Origin of the sequence: Aliidiomarina indica (assembly GCF_015354615.1) — a bacterium.
GTDB lineage: Bacteria > Pseudomonadota > Gammaproteobacteria > Enterobacterales > Alteromonadaceae > Aliidiomarina > Aliidiomarina indica.
In genome coordinates this window covers 72,044-98,648 of sequence record NZ_JACAVQ010000004.1, presented here as the reverse complement: position 1 = coordinate 98,648, position 26,605 = coordinate 72,044, and the positions used below count along the sequence as shown (strand labels likewise).

At 51.0% G+C, this 26,605-nt stretch carries 26 protein-coding genes; 12 read left to right on the top strand and 14 right to left on the bottom strand.

Annotated features, from left to right (window positions below; translation table 11 throughout):
• Positions 1 to 82 precede the first annotated feature (82 nt).
• Both HXZ99_RS07705 and HXZ99_RS07700 read left to right on the top strand, forming a co-directional pair.
• Positions 83 to 1,021, top strand: coding sequence for a sodium-dependent bicarbonate transport family permease (locus tag HXZ99_RS07705; RefSeq protein ID WP_194756829.1), 939 nt, complete (start codon positions 83 to 85; stop codon positions 1,019 to 1,021).
• A 75-nt stretch (positions 1,022 to 1,096) separates the two neighbouring features.
• Positions 1,097 to 1,279, top strand: a complete 183-nt coding sequence (locus HXZ99_RS07700; protein WP_194756709.1) for a DUF6435 family protein — start codon at positions 1,097 to 1,099, stop codon at positions 1,277 to 1,279.
• A 38-nt stretch (positions 1,280 to 1,317) separates the two neighbouring features.
• Here HXZ99_RS07700 and HXZ99_RS07695 read toward each other — a convergent pair whose 3' ends face one another.
• A complete protein-coding gene (locus HXZ99_RS07695) occupies positions 1,318 to 3,312 on the bottom strand; it encodes a bifunctional metallophosphatase/5'-nucleotidase (protein ID WP_194756708.1) in 1,995 nt (664 codons plus the stop codon).
• Between the two features lie 145 nt (positions 3,313 to 3,457).
• On the opposite strand from HXZ99_RS07695, the gene HXZ99_RS07690 reads away from it, so the two are divergent.
• Positions 3,458 to 4,807, top strand: a complete 1,350-nt coding sequence (locus HXZ99_RS07690) for an MFS transporter (protein ID WP_194756707.1) — start codon at positions 3,458 to 3,460, stop codon at positions 4,805 to 4,807.
• 76 nt (positions 4,808 to 4,883) lie between these two features.
• Here HXZ99_RS07690 and pgsW read toward each other — a convergent pair whose 3' ends face one another.
• The 4 genes from pgsW to HXZ99_RS07670 all read right to left on the bottom strand — a co-directional run bounded on the left by pgsW (position 4,884) and on the right by HXZ99_RS07670 (position 8,505).
• Positions 4,884 to 6,035: a poly-gamma-glutamate system protein gene (pgsW, locus tag HXZ99_RS07685; RefSeq protein ID WP_194756706.1), complete on the bottom strand. Its 1,152-nt coding sequence runs from the start codon at positions 6,033 to 6,035 to the stop codon at positions 4,884 to 4,886.
• Positions 6,036 to 6,045: 10 nt separating this feature from the next.
• Positions 6,046 to 6,621 (bottom strand): poly-gamma-glutamate biosynthesis protein PgsC, encoded by a 576-nt coding sequence (gene pgsC, locus HXZ99_RS07680; protein WP_194756705.1) that lies wholly within the window; start codon positions 6,619 to 6,621, stop codon positions 6,046 to 6,048.
• Complete coding sequence (gene pgsB / locus HXZ99_RS07675; RefSeq protein WP_194756704.1) at positions 6,618 to 7,823, bottom strand: poly-gamma-glutamate synthase PgsB; 1,206 nt, start codon at positions 7,821 to 7,823, stop codon at positions 6,618 to 6,620. Before pgsB ends, pgsC begins: the two co-directional genes overlap by 4 nt.
• A gap of 175 nt (positions 7,824 to 7,998) precedes the next feature.
• Positions 7,999 to 8,505, bottom strand: coding sequence for a TspO/MBR family protein (locus tag HXZ99_RS07670; RefSeq protein ID WP_228517793.1), 507 nt, complete (start codon positions 8,503 to 8,505; stop codon positions 7,999 to 8,001).
• A 209-nt stretch (positions 8,506 to 8,714) separates the two neighbouring features.
• Between HXZ99_RS07670 and HXZ99_RS07665 the strand changes: the two genes are divergently transcribed.
• Both HXZ99_RS07665 and HXZ99_RS07660 read left to right on the top strand, forming a co-directional pair.
• Complete coding sequence (locus tag HXZ99_RS07665; RefSeq protein WP_194756703.1) at positions 8,715 to 10,211, top strand: S10 family peptidase; 1,497 nt, start codon at positions 8,715 to 8,717, stop codon at positions 10,209 to 10,211.
• A 200-nt stretch (positions 10,212 to 10,411) separates the two neighbouring features.
• On the top strand, positions 10,412 to 12,478 hold the full coding sequence (locus HXZ99_RS07660) for a tetratricopeptide repeat-containing diguanylate cyclase (RefSeq protein WP_194756702.1): 2,067 nt from the start codon (positions 10,412 to 10,414) through the stop codon (positions 12,476 to 12,478).
• Between the two features lie 20 nt (positions 12,479 to 12,498).
• Here HXZ99_RS07660 and HXZ99_RS07655 read toward each other — a convergent pair whose 3' ends face one another.
• Genes HXZ99_RS07655 through coxB form a run of 3 tightly spaced genes read right to left on the bottom strand, consistent with a single transcriptional unit; the run spans position 12,499 to position 16,527 of the window.
• Positions 12,499 to 13,305 (bottom strand): cytochrome c oxidase assembly protein, encoded by an 807-nt coding sequence (locus HXZ99_RS07655; protein WP_194756701.1) that lies wholly within the window; start codon positions 13,303 to 13,305, stop codon positions 12,499 to 12,501.
• Positions 13,306 to 13,307: 2 nt separating this feature from the next.
• Positions 13,308 to 15,803, bottom strand: a complete 2,496-nt coding sequence (ctaD, locus tag HXZ99_RS07650; protein ID WP_194756700.1) for a cytochrome c oxidase subunit I — start codon at positions 15,801 to 15,803, stop codon at positions 13,308 to 13,310.
• Positions 15,796 to 16,527 (bottom strand): cytochrome c oxidase subunit II, encoded by a 732-nt coding sequence (gene coxB, locus HXZ99_RS07645; RefSeq protein WP_194756699.1) that lies wholly within the window; start codon positions 16,525 to 16,527, stop codon positions 15,796 to 15,798. Before coxB ends, ctaD begins: the two co-directional genes overlap by 8 nt.
• Positions 16,528 to 16,597: 70 nt before the next feature.
• Between coxB and HXZ99_RS07640 the strand changes: the two genes are divergently transcribed.
• Positions 16,598 to 17,077: a DUF2231 domain-containing protein gene (locus tag HXZ99_RS07640; protein WP_194756698.1), complete on the top strand. Its 480-nt coding sequence runs from the start codon at positions 16,598 to 16,600 to the stop codon at positions 17,075 to 17,077.
• An 8-nt stretch (positions 17,078 to 17,085) separates the two neighbouring features.
• On the opposite strand, the gene HXZ99_RS07635 is transcribed toward HXZ99_RS07640, so the two are convergent.
• Positions 17,086 to 17,532 carry a CopD family protein gene (locus HXZ99_RS07635; protein WP_194756697.1) on the bottom strand — a complete coding sequence of 149 codons (447 nt, stop codon included), beginning with the start codon at positions 17,530 to 17,532 and terminating at the stop codon, positions 17,086 to 17,088.
• Positions 17,533 to 17,734: 202 nt separating this feature from the next.
• Between HXZ99_RS07635 and HXZ99_RS07630 the strand changes: the two genes are divergently transcribed.
• Complete coding sequence (locus tag HXZ99_RS07630; RefSeq protein ID WP_194756696.1) at positions 17,735 to 18,211, top strand: DUF4442 domain-containing protein; 477 nt, start codon at positions 17,735 to 17,737, stop codon at positions 18,209 to 18,211.
• Here HXZ99_RS07630 and HXZ99_RS07625 read toward each other — a convergent pair.
• Positions 18,208 to 19,161: a phospholipase A gene (locus HXZ99_RS07625; RefSeq protein WP_194756695.1), complete on the bottom strand. Its 954-nt coding sequence runs from the start codon at positions 19,159 to 19,161 to the stop codon at positions 18,208 to 18,210. The genes HXZ99_RS07630 and HXZ99_RS07625 overlap by 4 nt on opposite strands.
• Before the next feature lie 21 nt (positions 19,162 to 19,182).
• A complete protein-coding gene (locus HXZ99_RS07620) occupies positions 19,183 to 19,740 on the bottom strand; it encodes a DUF924 family protein (RefSeq protein WP_228517791.1) in 558 nt (185 codons plus the stop codon).
• 202 nt (positions 19,741 to 19,942) lie between these two features.
• Here HXZ99_RS07620 and HXZ99_RS07615 point away from each other — a divergent pair, with 202 nt between their 5' ends.
• The 4 genes from HXZ99_RS07615 (at position 19,943) to HXZ99_RS07600 (ending at position 23,062) form a co-directional block, all read left to right on the top strand.
• Entirely contained in the window at positions 19,943 to 20,749 is an 807-nt protein-coding gene (locus HXZ99_RS07615) for an alpha/beta hydrolase family protein (RefSeq protein ID WP_194756694.1), read from the top strand.
• 6 nt (positions 20,750 to 20,755) lie between these two features.
• A complete protein-coding gene (gene kynU / locus HXZ99_RS07610; protein ID WP_194756693.1) occupies positions 20,756 to 22,000 on the top strand; it encodes a kynureninase in 1,245 nt (414 codons plus the stop codon).
• Positions 22,001 to 22,238: 238 nt separating this feature from the next.
• The gene (locus tag HXZ99_RS07605) at positions 22,239 to 22,565 is read left to right on the top strand and encodes a hypothetical protein (protein ID WP_194756692.1); all 327 of its coding nucleotides are present in this window, start codon (positions 22,239 to 22,241) and stop codon (positions 22,563 to 22,565) included.
• A 59-nt stretch (positions 22,566 to 22,624) separates the two neighbouring features.
• Positions 22,625 to 23,062: a nuclear transport factor 2 family protein gene (locus HXZ99_RS07600; RefSeq protein WP_194756691.1), complete on the top strand. Its 438-nt coding sequence runs from the start codon at positions 22,625 to 22,627 to the stop codon at positions 23,060 to 23,062.
• Between the two features lie 3 nt (positions 23,063 to 23,065).
• Here HXZ99_RS07600 and HXZ99_RS07595 read toward each other — a convergent pair whose 3' ends face one another.
• Together HXZ99_RS07595 and HXZ99_RS07590 are read right to left on the bottom strand one after the other, a co-directional pair.
• The gene (locus HXZ99_RS07595) at positions 23,066 to 23,257 is read right to left on the bottom strand and encodes a hypothetical protein (RefSeq protein ID WP_194756690.1); all 192 of its coding nucleotides are present in this window, start codon (positions 23,255 to 23,257) and stop codon (positions 23,066 to 23,068) included.
• A gap of 106 nt (positions 23,258 to 23,363) precedes the next feature.
• Positions 23,364 to 24,368: an isopenicillin N synthase family dioxygenase gene (locus tag HXZ99_RS07590; protein ID WP_194756689.1), complete on the bottom strand. Its 1,005-nt coding sequence runs from the start codon at positions 24,366 to 24,368 to the stop codon at positions 23,364 to 23,366.
• A gap of 159 nt (positions 24,369 to 24,527) precedes the next feature.
• Between HXZ99_RS07590 and HXZ99_RS07585 the strand changes: the two genes are divergently transcribed.
• Entirely contained in the window at positions 24,528 to 25,856 is a 1,329-nt protein-coding gene (locus tag HXZ99_RS07585; RefSeq protein WP_194756688.1) for a plasmid pRiA4b ORF-3 family protein, read from the top strand.
• 151 nt (positions 25,857 to 26,007) lie between these two features.
• Here the strand turns inward: HXZ99_RS07585 and arfB are convergent, their stop codons facing one another.
• Positions 26,008 to 26,424 carry an alternative ribosome rescue aminoacyl-tRNA hydrolase ArfB gene (arfB, locus tag HXZ99_RS07580; protein WP_407928508.1) on the bottom strand — a complete coding sequence of 139 codons (417 nt, stop codon included), beginning with the start codon at positions 26,422 to 26,424 and terminating at the stop codon, positions 26,008 to 26,010.
• Positions 26,425 to 26,605 lie beyond the last annotated feature (181 nt).

The following is a 26,605-nucleotide window of genomic DNA, read 5'->3' as shown; positions in this document are numbered from 1 at the left end:
TTATTTCTATCGACTTTATCAGTAAGGTTTTCTTACACTATAGGAAACCACATAAATGGAGCCCGCTATGAATCAAATTCCTTTGCCCGATATCGTCGTCATGTTTTTCTTATTAGGTGTTGTTGCCGGGCTGGTGAAATCTGATTTAAAACTCCCGAAAGCCGCCTATGACGTGCTCAGCTTGTTGCTCATGCTAACCATCGGTTTAAAAGGGGGGATGGCTTTACATCAAAGTATGGGGCCTGGGTTGTTTAGCGAACTCGGGGGTGTGCTGCTTTTAGGCGTGCTCTCTCCCCTACTAATTTTCCCGGTTGTTTATTATTTATTGCGCTTGAGCCTTGCCAACAGCGCTAGCTTAACTGCCCACTATGGTTCCGTCAGTGCAGGTACATTCGCCGTTGCCCTTGCCTATGTACAAGGCCGTGAGCTACTCGCGGGTGGTCAGGTCACGCTGTATCTGGTGCTGCTTGAGCTCCCTGCGATCGTATTTGGCCTGCTGATTTATCGTAAGCTTAGCGGAAAGAATACGGGATCTACTGCGGCACTTTGGCACGAAACCTTAACCAACCGCGGCGTTATTTTGCTGGTAGGCGGCGTCCTGATCGGTTGGTTATATGGCCCCCAAGCGGGCGAGCAAGTCACGGGTTTGTATACCAATGCATTTTACGGTGTATTGGCGCTGTTCTTACTTGAAATGGGTATGGTGGCCGCCAGTACCCTACATGGCTTGCAGCGCAGTCATTGGCGTGTGATTGCTTTTGCGGTGGCAATGCCTATGGTTTTAGCGTGCCTTGGTTTATCGATGGCCATTGCCTTAGGCTTACCCGAAGGCTCAGCGATTATTCTTGCTTCACTTACCGCAAGTGCGTCCTATATTGCCGCACCGGTGGCTATTCGCAGCGCCATTCCCGATGCGGATATTGGTCTGGCCATGTTGGCGTCGCTGGGCGTGACTTTCCCATTTAATGTGATTATCGGAATTCCGCTTTATCACAGCATGTGGTTATGGCTTGCAGGCTAGTGAGACAAGCTTTGTGATCTAAAAAGTGATTGGCTGCGAATACAGCTTAGATTTCATAATATTTTAGGTGTTGCCATGTTTGGCTTGTTTAAACCAAAAGATCCAACGAAAGCGTTGCGTAAGAAGCACTCGCAATTACTCGAAAAGGGCATGCTCGCCCAACGCAAGGGCGATATACGCACCTATTCAATGTTGTCGCTAGAAGCGGAAAACCTTTGGAAAGAAATTGAGGCGTTAGAGAAAAGCAAAGGGGGCTAAGCTGGTGCCGCCCCCTTTCACCGCGTTATTTTCTGCACTTATTCTTCTGCGCGATGCAAGGTCACTAACCAATAGGGCAGTGGCCGCACTTCGCTCCAGACGTCGCGAATGAATTCAACAAAAGCCTGTGCATCTGTGTTGCACACCACCGCTTCGGCACCGCAACTAAGCGCCTCATCCGCATAAATCACCTGCAACCGATTACCATCTTGGTCGATCCGTTCTACCGGGAACATACGTAACTCGCCATCTACATAGGCTAGGTCAATCCGCTCAGAGTCATTGCGCTGGGTGTGATACATCACCTCCCAACCATCGTTGCCTGTGGCATTGTACGCATTCATCACGACCTGATAGGTGTGATACCGATCCAGGGTTTCCCATTCTGGATCGTCAATAGTGCCGCGGTTCACCTCAATTGCGGTGATGGCACCGCGCACACCCGGCTCCAATTCGGAAAATTCATAGCGAAGATTGCCGCCATAGGGAAATTTCCCGGCGTGTGAACCTTCCGGTAAGGTTTCATTGATGACGTCTGTCAGTAGCCGCACCACCTCGGCCCCTGTGAGTGGCACAATCGCCAAATAATTTGAAAAGGGCAAGAGTTCTAACGTGATATCCCCTTCGCGAACTTCGCCTTCAGCCAGAGAGCCGCGCACACCACCAGCTCCCACCAAGGCAAAGTCGACCGTGCGCCCGGTTAAGGCAACGACTTCGTCCTGACTGGCCCACCAAAATTGACCTAGCGCTACCAAGGGCGCCAGTTCTGAGCCATGGGCATCACTGCCACCATCCCCAGGCCGACGCACGTGCCGGACGCCCTGAGGCGACATACCAATGACATCCCCATAGGCCGCTTCCATGTCAGGTTTATATTCAGCATCAATGTGCGCACGTAACGCCTCATGCTCAGCAACGATCGCAATGTTACTTTGCTGGTCGATAAAATCTGCAATACGCTCGTGGGTAATGGCGTCAAAGCGATCATCCAAGGTGCGCTGATTGGCTGCATAAAAGGTATCATTACTTAACAAGGTATTACCGCCCTCACAGGCACGCAGATTGCCATCATGATCAAACTGTAAACGCACCCGACCCATTGCTTGGGCATATTCACCGGCTTGCACCACACAGGTCCAACCGTTGCCATCCGGATGCTCAACGCGCTGGGCATAGGTGCCGTTATTACCAAGGTTTAAATTAGAGAAATCGCCCAATAGGGTATGAGAATGGCCGCCAACGATGGCATCAATACCGTTCACACGGCTGGCTATATCAACGTCGACCGCGTGGCCCACATGGGTCACCGCAATAATTTTCTCAACGCCCAATGCTTTTAGTTTATCCACTGTTGCTTGGGCAGATTCCACCATGTCAAAAAACTCAACATCGCCGGTATGGGGTGAAATGTTAGGCATGTCGTCAAGCGCAATACCAAACACCGCAACCATACGACGCCCATCGGGGTACAACGGCATCTGCGCTAAGCGTTCCTTTTCATAACCATCAAACGCAAAGATGACATAAGGTTTGAGATTGCTCTGATCTTTTAAATCCGCGTCGGCACTTGCATCAATATTCGCTGCTAGCACAGGGAAATTAATCAGGTCGAGAAACTCGTTCAAACGGCGATTATCTAGGTCAAACTCGTGATTCCCCAAGGCCATGGCATCAATGCCCATGCGACTTAGGATATCCGCGTTCATGCGTCCTTCGTTCAATTTAAAGTAAGCACTGCCTTGCCACGCATCACCGCCATGAAGAAACAGCATGCTCGCGTTATTGGCCTGAGCCTCGCTGCGGTAGTGTTCAACGCGCTCCAATAGCCGCGGGTGTCCGCCAAATTCATTAAACACGCGCTCATCTTGCATCCAAAAACTACTGCGAACCGGATCGAACGCGGAATGGGTGTCATTGATATGGGCAATGGTAAGCTCAAAATAATCCGGGGTGATCTCCGGCTCCGGTGCCGGGGCGCAGCCTACTATCGCCACGAGCAAAGCGCTTGCTAGCGCAGACTTCCAAAATCGCATACCCTCACTCCTTGCGTCAGTCAGTTACAGATAATTACCTTTAAAGTGTAATCGCCGATGGCTCAAATGTGAAACGACAGCGGGGATGACGACCTCAGAACCCTGAGTTATGATGCAATCTAACCTTTTAAAAGAACAATAAATTATGCATAACACCGATGCTTCTCAGGCGCATTTGCCGCCCCCTAGTCCTCTTTATCGCTGGACGGTTCTGCTCTTTGTGAGCCTCGCCATGTTTGGCAATTATTACGTTTACGATTCGTTATGGCCTGTGGTCGACCTGATGCGTACACAGCTCGATTTCAGCTATCAACAAATTGGCTGGCTCTCGACCGGTTATAACATTGCGGCGCTCATGGTGCTGCTAGCCGGGGGGTATATTATCGATCGCTGGGGAACACAGCGCGCCATTGTTGTCTTCGCCCTGATCTGTTTGTTAGCGGCGGTGCTCACCGTAATCAGCTCCCGCTTTGAAGTGATACTCGCCGGACGTTTCCTGCTTGGGATCGGAGCCGAGCCGCTGATTGTGGCGGCCACCACAGTACTCGCCAAGTGGTTTAAAGGGCGCGAACTGAGCTTTGCCTTCGGCATTAACTTGTCCATTTCCCGGCTAGGAACTGCGTCTGCCGATTGGTCACCCAATTTTGCCGGCCCCCTGTACGCCAATTGGCATGATCCGCTGTGGTTGGCCACTGGCGTAGCCTGTGTATCCGTTACCGCCGCTATCCTTTATTGGGTTGCCGAAAAACGTGCAAAAGGACGTTTCCAACTTGCCACACCCAGTGCCACGGAAAAACTAGATGTAAAGAGCCTGTATAAGTTCTCTGCGTCTTATTGGTATATTGTCGCTCTCTGTGTGGTGTTCTACGCCACTATATTCCCGTTCCGCACCTTCGCTATTGATTACTTCCAGCAAGCCCATGGGGTCAGCCGGGAGGCCGCAGGATTGCTCAGCAGCATGCTTCCTGTAGCTGCCATTATTCTAACGCCTATATTTGGGCTCTTAGTCGACAAGGTGGGCAAACGTTCGCTCTTTATGGCAGTAGGTACCTTGATTATGCTGCCGCTATTTTTAGCGGTGACCTATTTGCCTCCGGGCCCACTTGTGCAACTTACCATCCCGTTCATTGGCAGTGAGCCTGTGCCCCTCACATTGATGATCGTTATTTTTATGCTAGGCACCGTGTTCTCATTAATTCCTGCGGTGATGTGGCCCTCAGTGGCATACATCGTGGATGGCGCGCGTTTGGGATCCGCCTATGCCATGATGACTTTGTGCCAGCAGGTAGGGTGGGCGGTCGTTCCATTAGCCATTGGTATTCTCAATGATATCAATGAGGCTGGGCCACTCAATCCCACAGGTTACGCGCCCGGCATGTGGGTGTATACGGGGTTGGTTGCCTGTGGCCTCTACTTTGCCTTTAAGTTATGGCAAACCGAACGCGGTCCGAAGGGACATGGGTTAGACGGTAAAACCATGCATTTAGGCGGATAAATAAATCGTACAAAAAAGCAGGGGCGCCACACTAGAAACTAGGGGCGCCCTAGATTAGCAATTATTGGCTGCGGGCCTAAACCATAGGGCGCACGCCTTTGCCGCCTTTCCCTTTGCCGCGCCAGAACGTACCAATACCGTCGGAATACACCATGAGCCAAGTCAGCCCTATTAGCGCTAAGCCAAGAAACAACGCCAAGCCGCGTCGGTAGGTGCTCGCCGTGTAGACGCCACCCGCTCCCACCGGCACCACTTCTTCCGGCGCAATCGGCAAACCATGACGCTCCGCAAGATTATTCACGCCAATAAAATGAATCACAGGTACCCGTTCACGTAAGAAATAGCCCATCACCGTATCGACCGCAAAAGCCCGTGCCGGCGCATTGTATTGGAGTCCAGAGCGGAATTGGCTATCAATACCAGGCGGCCCAACGATAGTGGCACCCCCTCCTACGTTAACAAAGGCGGCGTATTTGCGGCCTTCGGAATGTTCTCGATACAGGGCGATGCGATCAGCAACCGCCTCTTGATAGCTCCCCGGTTGCAAGAAACGAATATCGGCACGCTCAATGCTACGGCGCACACTCGCCACACCTTCTTGCGGCAAATCGATGCCTCGATCTTCAACTCCTCCGATCGACGCTGCGATAGGTTTTAATGAAAAGATTCCAGCACGACGCAGTTCCCGTTCCATATCTAACCAGAGCATGTCTGGAACATTGGCTCCCCACTGAGATGACGAGCCTGACGCGATAATGACCGGTTCAGCGCCCATCGCCTCTAATGCTGCGTACACCGCTAAGTTCAAGCCCGGAAACGATCCGGACACGGCTACCGCGACTAAATCACCTTCCTCAACCCCCGCCTGTGCCAGAAGCTTTACCGCAACGGCTGCCCAATTCGGGTTCACTGAGGTTTGCTTTGATTCGAGTCCGCCACGGGTGGTGGTTACAATACTCGATGCGGTGCCAATTAAGCCGGAGCGCTGGGGGTCGAACTCAGGATTAATGGGCTGAACCTGCCCGCGAATAGGTCGAAGCACTTCAATGGCGTCGCGCACGGTGCGGGAAGCAGTCACCATGGTGGCATAATTTTCTTCCACCACAGGATCGCGCTTTTGCACCCCTTCTGCTATCGCAAAAATCGCCAATGCCGCAAGCGCCAAGAAGACAAGGCCCCACGTGGGTACTTGAGATGAACGCCAATAAATTTTGGTATAATTCTTCATGGGTTACTCCTTACCAGCCCGGGACACGAAACGCTTGTGAAGCCTCATAGGCCGCCAAGGTTTCCGGCATAATGACAATTAACGCCAACCGCACCAAAACCGCGGTGACAGCCAGTCCACAGAGTGTTTGTAAAACCCCTTGGCGATCAAACCAAATCGCGATCAAACCTGGGATAATGTAGCCAATGATGCTGCTTTCCATCACCGACATCACCACCGGATACTCTAATTGCGCCACTTTTGCTTCGCCGTCACCGGTTTCTGCCACCATTTGTAGATCCATAAAGGCAATCAAGTTCCCGAGGAATAAATCGAAGAACCCGGCAATCAGATAACCGGTTAGAATCATGATGATTGTTTGGCGACGACCATAGATGATGGCGTAGCTTGCAATCAAACGCACGATGGCGAAGGTGATCCAGGCGGCCGCTAGGGTAATCACAATATTGAGTGGGTTCATGAGCTGCAGCGCCATATAGCCCGGTACCACCAAGCCCCCAGCCGCCAAGCCAAACACCTGACTCAGTAACAATGTAAAAAACAGGCCGATACCAATGGCAACGGCTAATATATTGAGTGCAATCACAAATCTTCCTCCATGGTGGCGCGATTATGGAAGAAACGCGCCACTTCCTCTCCACCGCCGTGAATATTCGCCATCCCTACGACCAACGCATGCCGATGACTCTCTTCGAGAATAGTTTCTGTCACTTCCACCATGTCCGCATGCTCCATCACCAGTACTTTGTTTGGATCAAGCCCCGCTTTCATTGCGTAGCGAACAAAAATCGACGTTCCTGTACCCATCACCAAATACCGGTCCGCCGCGGGCCAAGTCACAATTGCCTCAGCAATTTGCATTGAACGATGAGGGCGATCAGCGCGACAGTTCACCAAAGCAATCTTGCGCCGATCAGCGCCTTCTTTCTCACACAGTTCGGTCCAGATTCGACCTGTAGACTCCGGGTCATTGGCAGCAAATGCGTTGACAAAAATAATGTCGCGTTGAAAGTAATTCACGTGTAGCAGGCGCATTCCGCCCGCCTCAGGTTGCAACTGAATCATGCCGCGCAACGCGTCGTCGCGATCCACCCCTAGGTGGGCACAAACATTTAATGCCAGCGCTACATTTTCGGCGTGCTCTGAATACTGAAACTGGCTTAAAGTGTCATGGCCAATAGCATTCACTTCATCTGCTGTTACCTGATGCAGGGTACTTTTTCGATCCGCACAGGCCATTTCAAATACATCAATGAGATCCTGCTCTGCGGTATATAGCGCGCCATTTACGGGGCTGCTGCCGGCAAGGGCGAGGGCCACATCGCGTTCACCAGGGCCCATCACATCAAGGTGATCGGCCCGCGCATTGGTGACCACGCCAAGGGTAGAGCGAACCATTTTCAGCTCAGTTAAGGATTGGTAGTGAGGTTGCAATGCCATGCATTCGAGCACCACGATTTCAGGCTTTAATTGCGCCATGCGTTTGAGCAAACGCATTTGCTCGATAATGTTGGCACCTGCCACACGATACAGAGGAAACTCACGTCCTTCTGGATCTGTGAAGGCCGCAGCGGATCCTGTGGTTTTCGCACACACGCGTTTACCACCACCGCGCAGACCAGCCGCAATTAATCGAGTAACACTGGTTTTTCCGCGGGTGCCATTCACATGAATTCGTACTGGGATTTGCTCGACAATTTTTTTGTGTCGCCATGCTTCCCAGAGAACCGCAATCACCAGTAATGCCCACAAGCTTATCGTGATGGCTAACATATCGGGTATAGCCATTGGAGCTCCCTGTCCTTGTAACATATTGGGGGAAATAAATTTTCTATGTAAAGATTTATAACGGGTATTAGCAAAAACGCAAAGGCAGCGAGGCCGTCTTTACTTAGCTTTTAGAAAAGGATGGGGATTGGGACCCTCAGTCGAACCGACCGAGGGGGTATTACAGGAAAGGGAATTACAATACGACTGGGTTTAAACGCCAAATACTAAAGGTGAGTACCGCAGCAAAAGTTACCCAGGCGAGGTACGGCAGCATAAGTAGCGACGCAGTTCGGCTATGCCGCCAAAACGCGATGGTGGTCAGAACTATCAATACCCACAACAGGAGAATTTCGAGAAACGCCCACATGCCGCTGAACCAGGCAAAAAACAGCCAGCTCCACAGCCCGTTCAGCGCCAACTGAATGAGGTACAGGGTAAGTGCAGTATCACCGTCGCGCCAGCTTGCTTTGCGCCACACCAAAAAGGCCGCAAAGGCCATCATCCCGTAAAGCACTGTCCATACTGGTCCAAACAACCATGCAGGAGGAGCAAAGGCGGGTAACTGTAAGTCATTATAAAACTCTGGGGCGTTCATCGACCCCACTGCACCAATCGCAGCAACGATATAAGTAATTGCAAAAAAACCAAGCAAGGCTACAAATTGTCGCCCCTTGGAGGGCGTCCGCCGAAACATAAACATAGTCATGGGTCCTTAACGAAGCTGAGGCTTCTTACGCACGAAATAGGAATCAATAGACGCGAGCGCTAAGTGATTGAAATCCAGTATACGTGCGAAAGCTTAAAAATCGAAACTTATCGTTCATAGCCATAAAATGGTCGTGTTTAACTAGGGTTTAATCATGAACTAAGCTAGGGTAAATGTCTGATTAACACACAAGGTATTTGACTATGTTCGGTCCGTTACGTCTTTTTCTAATTACGCTTGCTAGCCTCATGCTTCTGGCCAGCACCTCCTTCAGCGTCACCGCGAGTGAAGCTGAACAGTCGCAATGGGCGACGGGCGAAGGGCAAGTGCGCATTCAGGGTGATCGCATCCGCTATCGCACGGAAGCTGGTGACACTATCATACGCAATGACGACGGCAACCCCATCGCCAGTATTTTCTCGACAGCCTATTTCCGCACCGACGTGCGTGATGGTCATCAACGCCCTATCACATTCGTATTCAACGGCGGTCCGGGTTCATCGTCCGTATGGCTTCATCTCGGTTTATATGGCCCGAAAAAAATTGTGGTGCCAAGCGATGCTGAGAATCCAGGCGCAGCGCCATACGACTTCCGCGATAACCCGCATAGTTTGCTCGATATTACTGACTTAGTCTTTATCGACCCAGTTGGTACCGGCTTTAGCCGAGCCATTGGTGAGGGCCGTAACAGCGACTTTTGGGGTGTGCAGAAAGATGGCCGCGTATTGGCAGAGTTCATTCGCATGTTTGTTTCCAAACACAACCGTTGGAACTCGCCCAAGTATCTCTCGGGAGAGAGCTACGGTACCGCCCGCGTCGGTGCATTGCTAGCCGAACTGCAACAAGGATGGGGATCAATGACCTTTAATGGCGTTCATTTGATTTCGTCGATTGTTGATTTCCAAACAACCCGCGTAGCCCATGGCAATGACATGCCTTTTATCATGTATTTACCGACCTATGCAGCCACGGCTTGGTATCATGATGCCTTACCCAATCGGCCGGATGCGCTGGAGCCGTTTTTAGATGAAGCGCGCCAGTTTGCGATAGAAGAGCTGAGCGTAGCGCTGCTCAAAGGTAGCCGCATCTCCGCTGAAGAACACGCCCATATTGTTGAGCGGTTGCACTATTTTACCGGGCTTAGCAAAGACTATATTGAACAAACCCGTTTACGTATTGTACCGCACCGTTTCTTCCGAGAGCTCCTACGTGACCGAGGCCAAGTGGTTGGTCGTCTCGATTCACGCTTTATCGGTATTGAAAGTGATGACGCGGGCGAAACCCCAATTGCTGACCCTTCCGGCTATGGCATTGATGGTGCCTACACCGCGGCAATAAATTACCACCTGAAAAATAACCTCAATGTTGATCGCACGGACGAGTATCGTATTTTGAGTGGACAGGTGTTTGCAGGCTGGGATTGGAGCTTGCCGCGAGGTCAACAACAAGGCTTCCACAACCTCGCGCCGCACTTTGCAATTACCCAACAGCGCAACAAAGATTTCCGAATCTTTATTGCGAACGGTTATTACGATGCGGCGACCCCGTTTTTTGCCACCGAGCATTCGTTTAGTAATTACGGCATGGACACCGATCGTGTGGTCATGAAGTACTACGAATCAGGTCACATGATGTATATTCACCACCCATCATTGGAACAACTAGCGCAAGACCTTCGTGCGTTCTATCGGGGTGAGTAAGCACTCACATGATTAGATAAAAATAGCCCACATTTCGTGGGCTATTTTTGACCTACACCCGTAAATTTAATCATCGGTTGAATTGGCCGATAACTCCATTCATACTCGGATAAACAATCTATTACTAACATTGAATAGATGTTGCTAACGCTTTTATGGATAAGGCGTCACCGCGGGCAGCGGTAATACAGGGGTAACGTATGGTCAGTGCCAAGTCAGTCACGATGCCAAATCACGATCTGTTCACAACGAACACGGTTCGCCTGTGCTTTTTTGGCATCTTTTTCTTGCTCTGGTTTGTTCCAGCGAGTCCAAGCTATGCCGAGCGTCTCCCCGACATCGAGCATCAGCTAGATCAGATGGATTGGCGCAATGCCACCCCCACCAATTACGAATGGCTCGATGAGATCGTCAATCAGATCGACCCAAATCAAGCCATTGAAACTTACGCCCGAGCTGTAGGCTATTCACTGATTGCGCAAGCGATAAACAATCCCGAGGATATGACGTATCAAACCTCATTAGAAAGGGCCCTCATTCTTGCGGAGGCCCAAGACAATAGCAACGCGACAGTGGATCTTCTCACCGTAAACGCGGAAATTTATCTGCAGCGCAATGAAATTGAACAAGCCCTCGCACTGGTACCACAAATAGAGCAAAACTTGCCTTTTGTGGACAACCCGCGAGTGCTCTACCATGCGCACCACACCATCGCCCGCGGCCTCCAGTTCCATGAACGTTTTGAAGAAGCCCTCGAGCATCTGCTAGCGGCCCATGTGTATTTAACGGATGTTGATTCAATTCATACCCAACGTCGACGGCAAAACCTCAATATTCAAATTGCTCGAATTCAACTGTCATTAGGCAACTACGCAGCTGCCGGCTTATTGCTCGATAACGCGATCGAAGACGCCAAGACGCACGGTTTAACCCATCGGTTACCAGAATTATTGCTCATTCGAGGTTATGCTGAGCAGAATTTAAATGGGCCGTCGGAAGAAGTTGTAGAGTTATTCTTACGGGCCGCAGAGTCGGCAGCCGATGAAGGCTCAACCCGTGTTCACATGCTCGGTTACAACAACGCCGGCGCCGCTTTGTTGCACCTACGCCGCTTAGACGAAGCCGCCCACTACTTGCGACTTGGCGTGGCCGTGGCGGAATCGGTGAACAACGTCAATGAACGCTCAGTAATGGAGTTTAATCTAGGCTACATCGACGTATTACAGGGCAATCACGAGCAAGGCCTTGCTGCTATGCAAGAAGCTGAGCAGACGTTTCGCGCTTTTGCCGCCCCCCATCAAATTGCTAACCTGCTTACCCATATTGCCGATGCGAACGAATTAGCAGGGCGCTATCAAGCCCAGGCGGCGGCGCTAAAAGAGCAGGCACAGTTGCGGGAAGAACACTTTCGGTTGGAGCGCGATCGGGTGTTCTCCGAGCTTCAAATTCAATATGAAGCCCAAGAAAAATCGCTACAGATTCGACTGCTGGAACAAGAAAGCGCCCTCCAGCAGCAAGATATTGCCGCGCGGGAACGTACTCAGCGCTTTATGTTGTTGGTCGCCTTTTTGCTGATCTGCTTAATCGTTTTAATTAGCCTTGGCTTTTTAAAAGTGCGCCGCCTTAATGGATTATTAAACCAAGCAAATCGTGATTTGGCGCGACAAAGTAAGCAAGACCCTCTCACGGGCTTGTGGAACCGCCGAGCCATGAGTGCACGTTTGCAAACCCTATCAAGCACAAACCCACACTACGCGGTTTTTCTGTTGGATATCGATCATTTTAAACACATTAACGACACCTATGGTCATGACGCAGGAGATCAGGTGCTGATGGAAGTGGGTGACCGATTGCGACGCTTGGTGCGCCACGACGATATGGTGGTCCGTTGGGGCGGTGAGGAATTCTTACTGTTCCTGCCTCAGTTCAATATGGATGGCTTACCGGCACTGGCGCGGCGGGTGCTCGATACCATTAGTTTGGAGCCCGTTCATTGTGAGGAACAGAAGGTACGGGTGACGTTAAGTGGCGGTTATCTGCATACCGCCACGCCGGGGATGGAGAAGTTTCCCCCGCCTTTCGAAGATATGATTCGTATCGCCGATTTGCTCTTGTATACCAGTAAATCACGCGGACGAAATCAAATTACAGGCTTGAAATCCTTATACCTCAAAGCGCCCGTTGAAGGTAAACAAGGATATCGCGATTTACTGCACAGTGCGGCAGCAGATACCTTACCGATAGCCGGACCGCCGGCAAAGCGGTAACCGCAAAAAGCGTGGCCGGCTCAAGCCCAAACGTTGCGAGAAAGGTGTCGATACCAGCGCATTCCCGTCCATATAGACGCTAAAATATAGGGAATGCCCCCCAGCACCCACATAATTAAGCCGGCCAGCTGTTGATCGGCTAAGTCTCTCGACTCGCCATAAAAGGGCGTATGCCCAAATGTCAGCAATGCCCCGAGAAAACCCGTATGCATTAAGGTGAATAGCAGAGCTAGTAAAGCAAACGCAGATTTCTCTTTAGACGCATACAGACAAGACCACCAGAACCATACTGCGGTAATTAAAAAACAGGCATGCTCGAACACATGAACCCACGGATTCTCAATGGCCAGCATATAGAATGTGGGAATATGCCAAAACCAAATCATAAAACCATGCAGGTAGGCACAAAACATCGGATATCGGGTAATTTTAAATGCCCATTGCCACCCCTGCTTGAGCCAACGTCCACCAACCACATAAAGCTGTGGTAATGGCCGCGTGAGGGCGAATAAAGGCGCTATCACCACCATCATCAACATGTGTTGTGTCATATGGGCTGCCGAGCTGGTTTCCGCCCAATCATCGAGCGGCCCTAACAGGGTGATAAAGGTGAGCACCGCTGTTCCTTGAAACAACCAAAAAGCCCAAGGCTTCACCGACGTACGCCGCGCACCGAGCAGATAGACGCCCCAGAACGTAGCCAGTAACAGCGCCGCAAGCCCTGCGGCCCATTGTTCTTGGCCGCTGCTTGTGAATGGGTTATGCGCCCATACCTGCGCAGGAAACATCCCTACCCAAAGTGCCAATAGGGCATACCACAAGCGCATCACTAGCTTCCCCACACCATTGGCAGCAGCACAAAGCTTGCCACACTGCACCAAAATACGCCCAAGGTGTACGTCCACCACGGGCGCAACACGATAGGTTCATAAGGGAATTGTTTGCCTACGTAGCCCAAACGCACTCGTAACGCTTGCATTACGGTAAGTATCGCGCCCAAGCCGCTATGGAAGATTAGGTAGGCCAACATCACAAAAATAACCGCATCGTGGGCACTGCCCTGCAAATCGAGAGGCGCGCCCGCCGTCAGGGTGACGAGCACAGCCGTATGCACAACGCCGACTATCCCGAGTAGCCCTAAGTTTCGTTCCAATCCGCGTACATTCCCGGCTTTTAACTGCTTAATTTGCAGATGATAAAACACCACCAGTATCGTGAGCAGTGCCCCAGCAGTGAACAGTAACGGCAGTGATAGCGGTGATGTATCGGGCATGCTCCACTCGGGTGCCACCATCCATAAATACAGCCAACCAAATAGCAACGACATATACAAAGCGCCATCCGCCAACAGCGTAATGATCATCCCCCACAGGCCAGGGCCGTCATGGGTTCGGGAATGCAACGGCGCTTCGTTATCGTCATAGTCAGTGGGTGGTGCCATCGCTGGGTGGGCACCGTTTTCCCAGCTCCATCGCAATAAGAAAATCGCTGCCAAAACACAGCCGACAATAGCCAATGGATAGAACCGAACCAATAAACTCACGCATACCAACGCCAAGCCTAACGAACTCAGTAAGGGCCACCAAGAATGTGTTGGGATATGGAATATCGCTTTTAGTTTTCCGCTCATCACCTCGGTGCCGAAGAGTTCACGGCGGCCATGGCGAATCTCCGTTAAACCGTGCTCGCCGTCCCCGATTGACGTCAGCAAACTAGGATCATCCCACAGCGGGTGCCGACTGTTGACCGTCGGGATACTGGTGAAGTTATATGACACCGGAGGCGTCCCTGTTGCCCATTCCAAAGTATCCGCCTGCCACGGGTTCGGCTCGGCTTTTTTGCCAAACTTAAAGTGCAGCAGAATATCCAACAAGACCAAGCCAATGCCTAGGGTCATGATAAAGCCGCCTACCGACGACAACAGGTTCAGGCCGTCCCAGCCTAAACCCGACTCATAAGTGAACACGCGTCGAGGCATCCCTAGCAGGCCAGTAAGATGCATCATAAAGAAGGTCGTATTCATACCGATAAAGGTTAGCCAAAAGCCCCATCGGCCAAGCCGCAACGAAGGCATGCGCCCAGAGAATTGAGGGAGCCAATAATAAATACCGGCTATCAGCGGATACACCATGCCACCAATCAACACGTAATGCAGATGCGCCACTACAAAGTGGGTATCGTGTACTTGCCAGTTAAAGGGAACCAAGGCCAGCATCACCCCGGTTAGGCCGCCACAGACAAAGACGATAAGAAAGCCAAACACCCAGAGCATAGGCAAGTTATAGGAGGGTCGGCCCATCCACAGGGTAGCCAACCAGGCAAATATTTGAATAGCCGTAGGAATGGCCACTAACATGGTCGCGACTGAGAAAAACGCTTGCGCCAAGGCGGGAATCCCCACCGTAAACATGTGATGGACCCAAATACCAAAGCTAATAAAGGCAGTAAGAATGACTGACAGAACAATCCACTTGTAGCCAATAATAGGGCGCTTGGAGAACACCGGAATAATGGTAGAGATGACAGCGGCCGCCGGCAGGAAAATGATATACACCTCGGGATGGCCAAATAACCAGAACAGGTGCTGCCATAAAATAGGGTCGCCACCGCCGGCCACTTCAAAAAACGGCATGCCCGCAGCACGCTCCAACTCAAGTAACACGGACCCTAAAATCAGCGGCGGGAAACCAAAGACGATCATGAGCGCCATGGCCAAAATATACCAACAGAAAATCGGCATTTTGCTTAACGTCATGCCAGGAGCCCGCGTTCGCAAAATAGAGACGGTTAACTCAACCCCAGCAGCCATGGCAGAAATTTCAACGAAGGTAATGCCCAGTAGCCAGAAATCTGAACCCGGCCCCGGCGAAAATTCGGCGCTACTTAAGGGCGTGTACATAAACCAGCCGGAGTCTGGCGCAATGCCAAAGAACAAGCTCGACATAATGATTATGCCGCCGAACAAGTAACAGTAGTACCCCAATGAACTGATGCGCGGAAAGGCCAGATCACGGGCACCAATGAGCTTGGGAATCATGTAAATAGCCAAGCCTTCTAAGATGGGAATGGCAAACAGGAACATCATCACTGTGCCATGCATGGTAAACAACTGACTGTACACATCGGCGGGGACAATATCCTGATTCGGCAGCGCCAACTGGGTCCGAATCAGCATGGCCATCACACCACCAATCAAGAAGAAGATGGCTCCGGTCACCATAAAGCGACGGCCGATGGAGGTGTGATTCACCGCGGCTAACTGCCCCCAACCGGGCAAGTTATCCCATACTTCAGCCATGCGGCGTTGCAATTCGGCGCTAGTCATCGTGCACCTCCGCAGTCGATTCGGTGGCCCCATTCTCTGCTAGCCATTGCTGGAAATCCTCCATGCTTACTGCGCGCAGTTCAAACTGCATAAATGCATGGGCGGTACCGCAATACTCGGCACAGGTACCGCGGAAGGTATCGATTTCATCCGCTTGCAAACGCAGTACGTTCGTACGACCTGGAATCGCATCCAGTTTTCCGCCAAGGCGCGGCACCCAAAATGAATGAATCACATCTTCGCTGGTCAGGTGAAAATCAATCGGCGTGTTCACGGGAATAACAATATCGTCGATAAGCTCAATGCCTTGCTCTGGGTATTTCACTCGCCAAAACCATTGATGGGCGGTCACCTCAATGCGCACCGCATTAGGATCGTCATGGGGCAACATACGATGACCAAACGGGATACCAAAGGCTAATAACAACGTCATCGAAATTGTTGGCAAGCCAATGCCGCCCAACCACACCCAATGCTTGAGGGTGTTTTGTGCCCGCTCTTGCGGTTCATCACCACCGTCTCTATGCATCGCGCGCCACCACCACACAAATAGAAGCAGTGAAACGACCACGCTAAACCCAAACATGGCGTACCAAAGTACTTTCACCATCTGAGCACTTGGTCCCGCTGGATCCAACGTAGAAAACGGACCAGAGCAACCAGTAAGAAGTAAGATACTGGCAGCGCAGAAAATTTTTGCTAGGCTTGAGTCATACAGTCGCATTGGCCTCCCCGCGCAATAGTCGTTGGTTGCTAAGCACACACTGAACGGTTCGTTGTATCAAGGAGCATGCATGCCCATCGCTAAAATTGAAAGTCGCGCCGCAGTCCTCGGCCATCCGTTGCATCCCGCGCTGATTCATTTCCCCATTGCCGCTTTGATTATGTTGGTGGCATCGGACGTGGCTTTCGTTGTTACTAACGACGTCTTCTGGGCACGGGCAAGCTATTGGTTGGCCTGCGTCGGTGTCGGCTTTGGCATACTTTCTGGTGTGGCTGGCTCCATTGATTTGTTTACCGTACGTAGAATTCGGAAATTGGTCACCGCATGGGCCCATGGCGTATTGGCCGTTATGATGCTGTCGCTGGCAGCCTTTAATTTGCTGTTGCGTTGGGAAGATGCCGTTGTGAATATTTGGCCCTGGGGAATTTACATGAGCTTTCTTACCCTTGGCCTGATAAAAATTACCGGCTTTCTGGGTGCGCAATTGGTGTATGAGTACGGCGTCGGGGTCGACGTAAAAGAAGCCACGCAACGGGATGTTCGTCCTTAAGTCCCAAGCTACAACGTCCATGGCACACCCTCTGGTACACTGGGCTTGGCTAGTACCATCCACAAAATTGCAGCTATAAGCAGGCTCAGTAACACGATAAGGGCATAGCTTAACGCTCGAACTTTGCCATACTCTTTGCGCTCCACGCGAATAATCAACAAGCCCATACTGGCCTGACACGCCGCCATTACTGTCACTAAGGTGAGCTTTGCGATGAGCCAAAATTCGGTGGTCTGATTGAGCCAAAACACCACACTGCCCGCGGTAATACTAATAAGCGCCGCCGGTGTTGCAATATGGGTGTAGACAAAGCGGGCCATGGAATCAATGCCCGCCGGGGGATCGGTAAACTTGTTTTCATGACGACCGGCACCCGACAAAACCACTGGCACATAATAAGCGCCCGCCACCCAGATAGTCAGAAAAATAATATGCAGCGAAAGCACCCACAGCACTGGTTAGGCTCCCAAAAATTTATAAATTTCAATGTAATAATTCGTTCGGCTAGAAAAAGCTTGGCGCAAATCTCAGCTTTTGCAAGTTTTCTTGGTCGCAATTTCACCGCTTGAACTTTGCATCAGATGAAACAAGTATTATTAATTTCGCGGCCAATGTTGCATACTGGTCCAATCAGTCAATCGGTAAGTATGGATGGTTATGCGTAAGTATCTTCGGCGTTGGGTGAATAGTGCGAGCGGGCTTCGTTTTTTGTTGAATTGGTATCGGCCATATCGTGGCGCGGCCATTCGTATCACCTCCATTAGTGATGATTCTATGCATGCACGGGTGGAAATGCGGCAACGCTGGTACAACAAAAATTATGTCGGCACCCATTTTGGGGGCTCCCTGTATAGCATGGTCGATCCTATCTACATGTTGCTGCTGATGCAGCGCCTCGGGCGTGAGTATATTGTCTGGGATAAATCGGCCCATATTGATTTTGTCAGCCCCGGCCGCGGTACCGTGCATGCGGATTTTTCCATCAGCGAAACAGAATTTGCCGAGATTAAAGCGGCCGCAGATCGGGGTGAAAAAGTACTACCAGAATGGACTGTGTACGTAAAAAACGCCCAAGGCGAGGTTGTCGCGAAAGTGCGCAAAACCTTATACGTGCGTCGTAAACAACGCGATTAAAGGTTAAGTAATACAAACCCAAGGCCAATTCGATTTTGGCGATGGTTGTAGTCGATCAGAGTTTCTCCGTAACCGGAGAAGAGTTGCAAATGCACCCTTAAACCGTCGGGCACGCTCCGGCGCAGCGGATAGGTGAAATCAAGCTGCCAAGAGCCACGATTGAGAGATAAATTGGGTGACACACGGGTAAGGGTGAATGACGTGACGCCCAACAGGCCGCCAATCCGCGTTTCCATGTTGCCGCGATAATGTGTCAAATCAGGATTGTCGTCATCATCTTCTGATTCGTGAATGCGCAATTTATAGGTGCTTTCAACCAGTAATTCCTTTACTTCCAAGGCACCGCTAAACGACCAGTAATTCCAACTCCGTGATTCCGGTTCCCGTTGACCATTCGATTCGTGCGCTAAGCCAAAGCGTAACATTTGCAGACGCAGCGTACCGGGGATCGGGTCAAATCGCGCCGAAATTGGCACCACATAAAAAACTTCTGGGTTGTGATCGGTACTGCGGAAGGGAGCCGAATCTTGATGATTCCATGCCTGCCACAATGATGTCTGGCTATATGCCACCCAAACGTCCGCATTAGGCAGCAGGAAATCTTCAAGAATTTTGGTGCGCAGCGACAGTTGAATTTTCACTTCTTCACTGCGATAGGTCGCGTTTTGATCCGCCGGTCCGCGCGTGGGGCTAATGGGTTGCCGGTTCACACGCGTGGTGTAGTGATAGGGAAGAATATAATTCGCCTGAAAGGTGCGTATTTGATAGAGGCCACGCTTGTGTTCGCTATCGAGCTCCCAAAATGTATTGATTAGCTCCACCGCCGATGGCACGGGTTCAATCTCATCCGACTCTGGGGTTAACATGTCTTGATCCGCCCAAGCGCTGCCTGCCATCACAGCAAAACATACACTCAATACGGATAGCCGCCGTCCTGATTTTGGTTGCACCAGCAACTCCTTGCTCCTTAATTAGAATGACGACCCTGGTTGGGTTAAAAACTCGACTTCTTCATCGGTTGATTCACGACCAAGGATGCCATTGCGATGAGGGTAGCGACCGAATCGGGCAATGATATCCCGATGCTGAATTTCAAACTCTAAGTTATATTCTAGTCCAGGTTGGTCATATAAGCGCATTGCGACTTCATGAATCGGTAACGATTCGCTATGCATGTAAGGCATATACAAAAATGCCCGCTGGTTTGCCGACAAGGTATTATCGGCACATTGAGCAACCGCTTCTTGCGCTAACGCAAGCGCAAGCGCGTCGGAGGCAAAGGCGCCCGCTTGATCGCGATAGATATTCCGAGAGAACTGATCGAGAACAATAATTTCCGCCAAACGACCTTCAGGAGAGTGGCGCCAGTGGAATAATTCGCATTGGGTCGCTGATTGATGCAGGGCTTTAAACCGCTCAGTAATCAATTGATCCAGCGCCGTATCTTTCTTGAACCACTGCTCAGCCGACAGTTCCTCAAACCAAAACTGCAGCACGACGTCTTCGCTCATCACCTTTGGAATCCCCATGAATAACATTCTCCTGCAGATGTTCGATGTCTCAATAGTAGTGGATTACTGGGAAGAAGTTAAAGTGACTGACGGTAAATTTAATATTCCTCTGTCAGAGATCTATTATTTGCAGCCGAGGTGATCGAAATACGGCCTTTTCACGGTATACAACTTCGGGCCATAATGCCCTCTGTTGTATATATTTGAAATAGGATTCTCCGTGTTTAGATTCATTCCGGTACTTCTTGCCTGCGCTGCCTTTGCCGTACCACCCTCACTCAGTGCATCGACCCTTCCTGTCAGTTTTCGCGATGTGCTCGAGCTCCCCGATGTTCAACCCGACCGCACGCTTCGTTATGGCGAGGAGGACGCCCAGTTTATTGAGGTATTCGACGCACGCGATGCCGGGGCGGGCTCAGTTGTGTTTGTTCATGGCGGCTGCTGGCTTAATGCTTTTGACGTGGCCCACGGTAGGCCGTTAGCCCACGCACTGCGAGAGCATGGATTTAGCGTGGCCGCGCTCGAGTTTCGACGTTTGGGAGATGACGGCGGTGGTTGGCCGGGCACCCTCGATGATATTCATGCCGCCCTTCGCTTATTGCAAGAAGATAGGCATTTCGCTGTACAGAATGCAGTGTTGGTGGGGCACTCTGCCGGTGGGCATTTGGCGTTGTTAGCGGCCCAGCACGAAGATAGTTTCGCCATTGCCGGCGTAGTTGGCTTGGCGGCGATTACTGATATTCAAACATACGCTGAGGGCAATAGCGGCTGTGAACAGTCGGCCGCGCGTTTTGTTAGCACCGCGCCCGAGGCCGTTGCAAAGATGATGGTGCAGCCGCAACCGAATGTGCACTTGCTTCATGGCGAAGAAGACGCCATTGTAAGCCAAGAGCAAACGCACTTAGCCGATGCTCAAGTCACGATTTTGCCAGAACTAGGTCACTTTGATCTGATTCACCCACGCACCTCTGCTTTTCCGGTGTTATTAAACGCCATCCGTGCTTTTACTCATCATGCTCAGGAATAGTCGGAAATGAATTTAGATGTAGCCAGAAATTTAGATGCTAAAGATCCCCTTGCCTCCTTCAGGGAACGTTTCGATGTGCCCGCCAACACGCGTTATTTCGACGGCAATTCCCTTGGCGTGTTGAGCCACGCTGTGCGCGACCGGGTAAATCAAACCCTCAACAATGAATGGGGGGCAGATTTAATTACCAGTTGGAACAAGCACGGCTGGATCGACCTACCGCTGCGGGTGGGTGATAAAATTGGTGCGCTTATTGGTGCCGCGCCTGGGCAAACCCTCTGTGTCGATTCAATTTCAGTGAATTTATTTAAAGCGCTTTGTGCGGTACTGCAGCTCCAGCCCGACCGCCAAGAAATACTGTCAACGGAAGATAATTTTCCCACCGATCTTTACATGGTGCAGGGGTTAAATGCATTGCTCGGCAGCCGCTGTCGCTTGCGATTAGTGCCCGAAAATGAACTTGTTGACGCCATCAATACAGACACTGCCGCAGTGTTGGTCACCGAAGTGAATTTTCGCACTGGGCGTAAACTGGATATTGCTGCCTTAACGACTCAGGCCCATCAACAAGGTGCGCTAATGATCGTTGACTTAGCCCACAGTGCAGGGGCTATGCCGGTTCAAGTCGATCAAGATGGGGTGGATTTTGCCGTTGGTTGTACTTACAAATATCTAAATGCCGGGCCTGGCGCTCCGGCGTTTATCTATGTCGCCTCGCGCTGGCTTGCGCACCTACAACAGCAACCACTCCAACCGCTATATGGATGGCTCGGGCACGCCGACCCCTTTGCTTTCAGCCCCACTTATCAGGGGGCTGATACCATTCGCCAATTTATGGTGGGAACGTCGCCCATTGTATCTTTGGCTGCCGTGGATGCGGCGGTGGATATTTTCTCCGCAACGAACATGCAGGTAATACGCGATAAGTCGCTGGCCTTGGGCGATTTCTGGTTGCAGTGCATGGATGACGCCCAGTTGCTGCAAGAAATGTCCTGTATTTCACCCCAACAAAAAGAAGAACGTGGTAGCCAGATCTCGTTCACGCACCCGGAAGCCTACGCTATTTGCCAAGCCCTCATTGACCGCGGCGTAGTGGCTGATTTTCGCGCTCCGCAGTACCTGCGCATTGGTTTCGCCCCACTCTACAACACCTTTACCGAGGTAGCCGAGGCCGTCAACATCCTCGCCGACATCATCACCACCCAAGCCCACCTCGCCCCCCAATACCAAACGCGCAACACCGTCACCTAACAGTTCCGCCCCTGGGGTGGAACTCTGTTTTCATCCCTTCGCCAAAACCCCAAAAACCCAAGCACCACCTGCGCTACACGAGTTCCGCCCCTGGGGCACAACTCTGTTTTTGTCCCCCTTTTCTATCACTCGAGGTCCGCTTCGTTGCGCGAACTGCAATACTCGTCATGTAGTTAGTTTCAATTCCCGCGCAGTCGCGCTAGATTGTTAGTTCAGACGATAAAAATAGAGGATGTTCATGCGCGGCATTCTATTGTTTGCGGTAATGGTTTTACTGACTGCGTGCTCACCCGAGCCTCGCAACTTGGAACTTCATGTTATCGTTGCGGAGGCCCATACGTTAGATAGCCAGGTGGTCACCACGCGAGGAACCGTCCGCATGTACGCAGACCCGGAGCATTACTGGATTGAGGACGATGCTTTAAATCGCGTGGGCTTGCATGGCATGGATGTGTCCTCTTATGTGGGTTCTGATGTTGAGGTTACCGGACGCTTCTCGGTGAGTCGTGAGCGGGGCCGCCATCTTGAAGTAACTGATGTGATGGTGCTCTCGCAACATGAGTAAATAAAGGGACGAAAACAGAGTTCCACCCCTGGGGCGGAACTGTTATTGGAGGGTTGGTGATGCGGTTATTGGTGATGGTTTTAATGGTGTTTGGGTTGTTTGCTAGCTCGGGGTTGAAGGCTGGTGAAGATGAAATTTTCGTCGCGGTAGATCGGTTTTTATATGGTGCAAGCGTCGGCGATGCATCAATTCATGATGAATTTTGGGCGGAGGAGTTAATTTACACGAGCTCAAATGGTACCCGCTTTGGCAAGGCGGAGCTGATGGCTGGAATGGAAGGTCGGGAACCTACCCCTGATGAAGACGTCACGGTGTGGTACCACTCAGATTATCCGCATGTGAATTATGTAGATGGGGTCGGTATTCTCAATTTTGTTCTGGTAGCCCGAAATAAAGAAACCGGAGATGAAGAACGTTTCCTCAACTCCGGCGTGTTTGTTTTTCGGGATATGCGGTGGCAGGCCATTAACTGGCACGCCACACGTAAACAAGATTAGCTTTTAAGCGGTTTCACCCTCGGCACGTACATTTAGTGCAGTCGTGCCTTGGGTTTCAAATTCAACTCGTGTTTGAACAATCGGGCTTTCATCGGAAATCCAATCGCGGAGTCGAAAAAAATAACGAACTCCGTCATCACCCCCAATAGCACCCTCATCACGTTCTGCATTAAATCCTAGAATTTTTCCTCGCATGATTATTCTCCATCTACGTGATAATCATCAACAGTATAGACCAGAGAATCCCATCGTGTGCTCGTCTGTACGGAAAATCAGCAACAACCGATTAATTTTCTTACCGTTATGAGGCTTTACCAAAATAATGAGCTTGGGCAACGTCTGGATGCGAGCGCAATCGGCCTTTCAACACATTTTCACCCACTTGATAAAACAGGGGATTGTCCGGATCTGCACTCGGACCCAATGCTTGATCTTTCAAATGTGCCGGTAATTCAAGCAGGGGCACGACACTATCTAACTGTGGCGCTACAAAAAACGCGCAAGAATATCGGTCGATTCCCGCCGGCGGTGTAACCACGCGATGATAAGTCGCGCGCAGGTAACCATCCGAGGCAAGTTCCAACAGCTCGCCAATATTTACCACGACAGCACCATCAAGCGGCGGCACGGCAACCCAACCCTCGTGATCTTTCAATACTTCTAAGCCACTGTGCTCGTCTTGCGTCACTATGGTGAGGTAGCCTGGGTCTTTGTGAGCCCCCACACCTTGACGATCTGATGCATCGTCCGATCCTGGATAGCGAATCAGTTTAGTGTGGGTGTAAGGCTGCGATAAATTGTCCGCAAAGCTATCACGTGGTTGCTGCAAAGCTTCAGAAAAAGCACGCAACAGGGATACGGTAAGCTCCGTCAGCGCATCTTGGTAGGCGGTTAGTACAGGCTGCAGCTCAGGCAATGCCTGTGGCCACTGATTTGGTCCCACTAACTGCCACCACTGTGGGTCGCTGTTATCAAAATGAACGCGCGCTTGCTCGCCCATAATATCAAACTGCTCCCGACGGTCGGGCTTACCTTGGGTTAATTCACCTTGAAAACGCGTGTAGCCACGAAAATGGGGTGATTTCACCATCTCGACCGCCAATTTGTCGTTCAAGGGTAAGTCAAAAAAGCGCTTTGAAAGCTGTAAAACTTGCTGTTGCAAACGACACAATTCATGTCCGGACACATAGAAAAAGCCCACCGTACGCGCTGCTTCCGCAAGCTCGTCCAAAAACTTTTGTTTACGTTCACCGCCCGCTTGTAATTCGCGGACATCCAGTACAGGTAGAATCGCTTTTTGTTGCATACAGGCTCCAAGGTTTTTTGCCTGTACACAGTATAGGGGTCGGTGGGCTAGTCTCTAAAAACCGTTTCGCTATTTGATAGATCCGAAAGTGCTAGCGTTGTCTGCACTGACCGCGCTTGCTTTCCTTTATGTCAGCGCTATTCTAGAGAGGAATTCTATTTGTCTGGGCTGCCTGCATTGTCTCATTTTGCCACCATTCTAATTTCACTCGAAGATGCGCCCGTACCTATTGAGCGCATTATTCGCATCCCTGCAGATTTTACACTCGATTTCGTGCATTTGTTTATCCAGCGTGCCATGGGTTGGGAAGATGCCCACCTCTATCAATTTGTCACGCCCTTGGGCGTTGTTGATTGTGATCACGAACGTGACGAGCTATCCGATTCGTTGCTCGACCACGAAGTGACTTTACGTGAAGTTCTACCGGAAGTTGGCGCCTGCATTCAATACGAATATGACTTAGGCGATGGCTGGGTACACATGATTCAATTGCTCGAATATGGTAGTGCCGACAGCGGCGACACTGCTCTTTTGAGCGCCATCGGTCGTTGCCCACCGGAGGATGCTGGCGGCGTTAGTGGCTATGAGTATATTCTTCAGGTGCTCCGTGAGGAACAGGATGAAAGCGAACTGGATGAACTGCGCGATTGGCTAGGTACCGACAGCTGGGATGCCTCAGATCCGCAAATGGCGAAACTGGAAGAAGCGTTTCAGAATCTCGTGAATGTTATCTATAAAAATGCCGGGATTTATCCTCCCAATGCTGCTAATCATGGGGAAATTCCAGCGGAAGACTACGATATTCCCGAAACGGTGTATCAATTTTTGGCGCGCCCCTATGACTCTCCGGAGTTTCTCGACATCGAGATACCTGACATTCCGCCCAAGGTGCCCATTCTAGAGATCCTAGCCCCCGTCTTTGAGGCATTAACAACAGGCCCCGTTGCCCGCGCGCCCATGCTAAAACGCGTCACAGCGTCCGATAATTTTATGAATATTGAGCTCGATTGCCACACCCATGCCCTAGGCATTCTTGAATGTACCGATGTGGTCGAGCTTAGCGACAACCATCTCACTCTCACTGCCCGCGGAAAGAAGCTGTTAGAACCAAAACATCAGGCAGAGCTATTGTTAGTGCTTATCCGAAGTGGTTTGGGCGCCTATAATTGGGCGCGATTTGGGGGGCATTCAGATATTCCCGCAATTCAGTTCACCTTTCCCTTGGTCTTCTGGAAGCTATGCCAAAGCGAAGAATGGTCGCCTGTCACCTACTACACCGACTACCTCGGCGAGCTGATTCCTGATATTTACTTTGAATGCCAATCACCCTTTATGGGGCCCATTAGCGAGCTGCGCGACACTTGGATTCTGCGCATGCGCGCTATTAGCCAGCTGTTTGGGTTTGTCGAGTTACGCAACATTGAAGAAAGTGTGCACGCCGATATCCGCCCCGGCCCTCACGCCAACTTCTTCCATTGGCATCTGTAACCAACGCATCGCGTTGGGCCAAGGGGGATAAAACCGCCCCATCCGAGTTCCCTCTTGGTCGGAAATGTCCAAATCCGAGTTCCACCCCTGGGGCAGAACTGTTTAGAGGCGGAGCTGTTTAAGGGCGGAACGGTTGAAGAGGCCGAACTAGTTAGAAGTCGTTCTTGCGGAGGGCTTTTTTCGCGCCCTGTTGTTTTTTGCCGTCGAGCCGACGCTGTTTCGACGCTCGCGTGGGTCGAGTTGGGATACGCTTCTTGGCACTGACGTTAGCAGAGCGAATAAGTGCAATAAACTGCTCCAGTGCAATCTCACGGTTTTGCAGTTGGCTGCGGGTTTCTTGGCATTTAATAATTATCTTCCCGCTTTGGGTAATGCGATGATCACTGCGCGCCAGCAACCGCTCTTTGTAGAATTCCGGGAGCGACGATGCTCGAATATCAAAGATGAGTTGCGCCGCCGTCGCCACTTTATTGACGTTTTGACCGCCCGCGCCCCCCGAACGAATAAATTGCCACTCCAGTTCGGATTCTGGAATTTCAACCCGCTGTGAAATATGAATTGCACTCACGCAACCTTCCTCTTTATCGGCCCTTAGGTTCAGCATATCACGCTCAGAAGGGTGCTGCCGCTTTGACGTGCTCAATCGCGCATCGGAATCCTGAGCATAAGTAAATCACTCGCCACACAGAAAAAATTTAGTCAGATCCGCACCGCTTGCGCTAGGATGAATACAACACAATTGGCACATT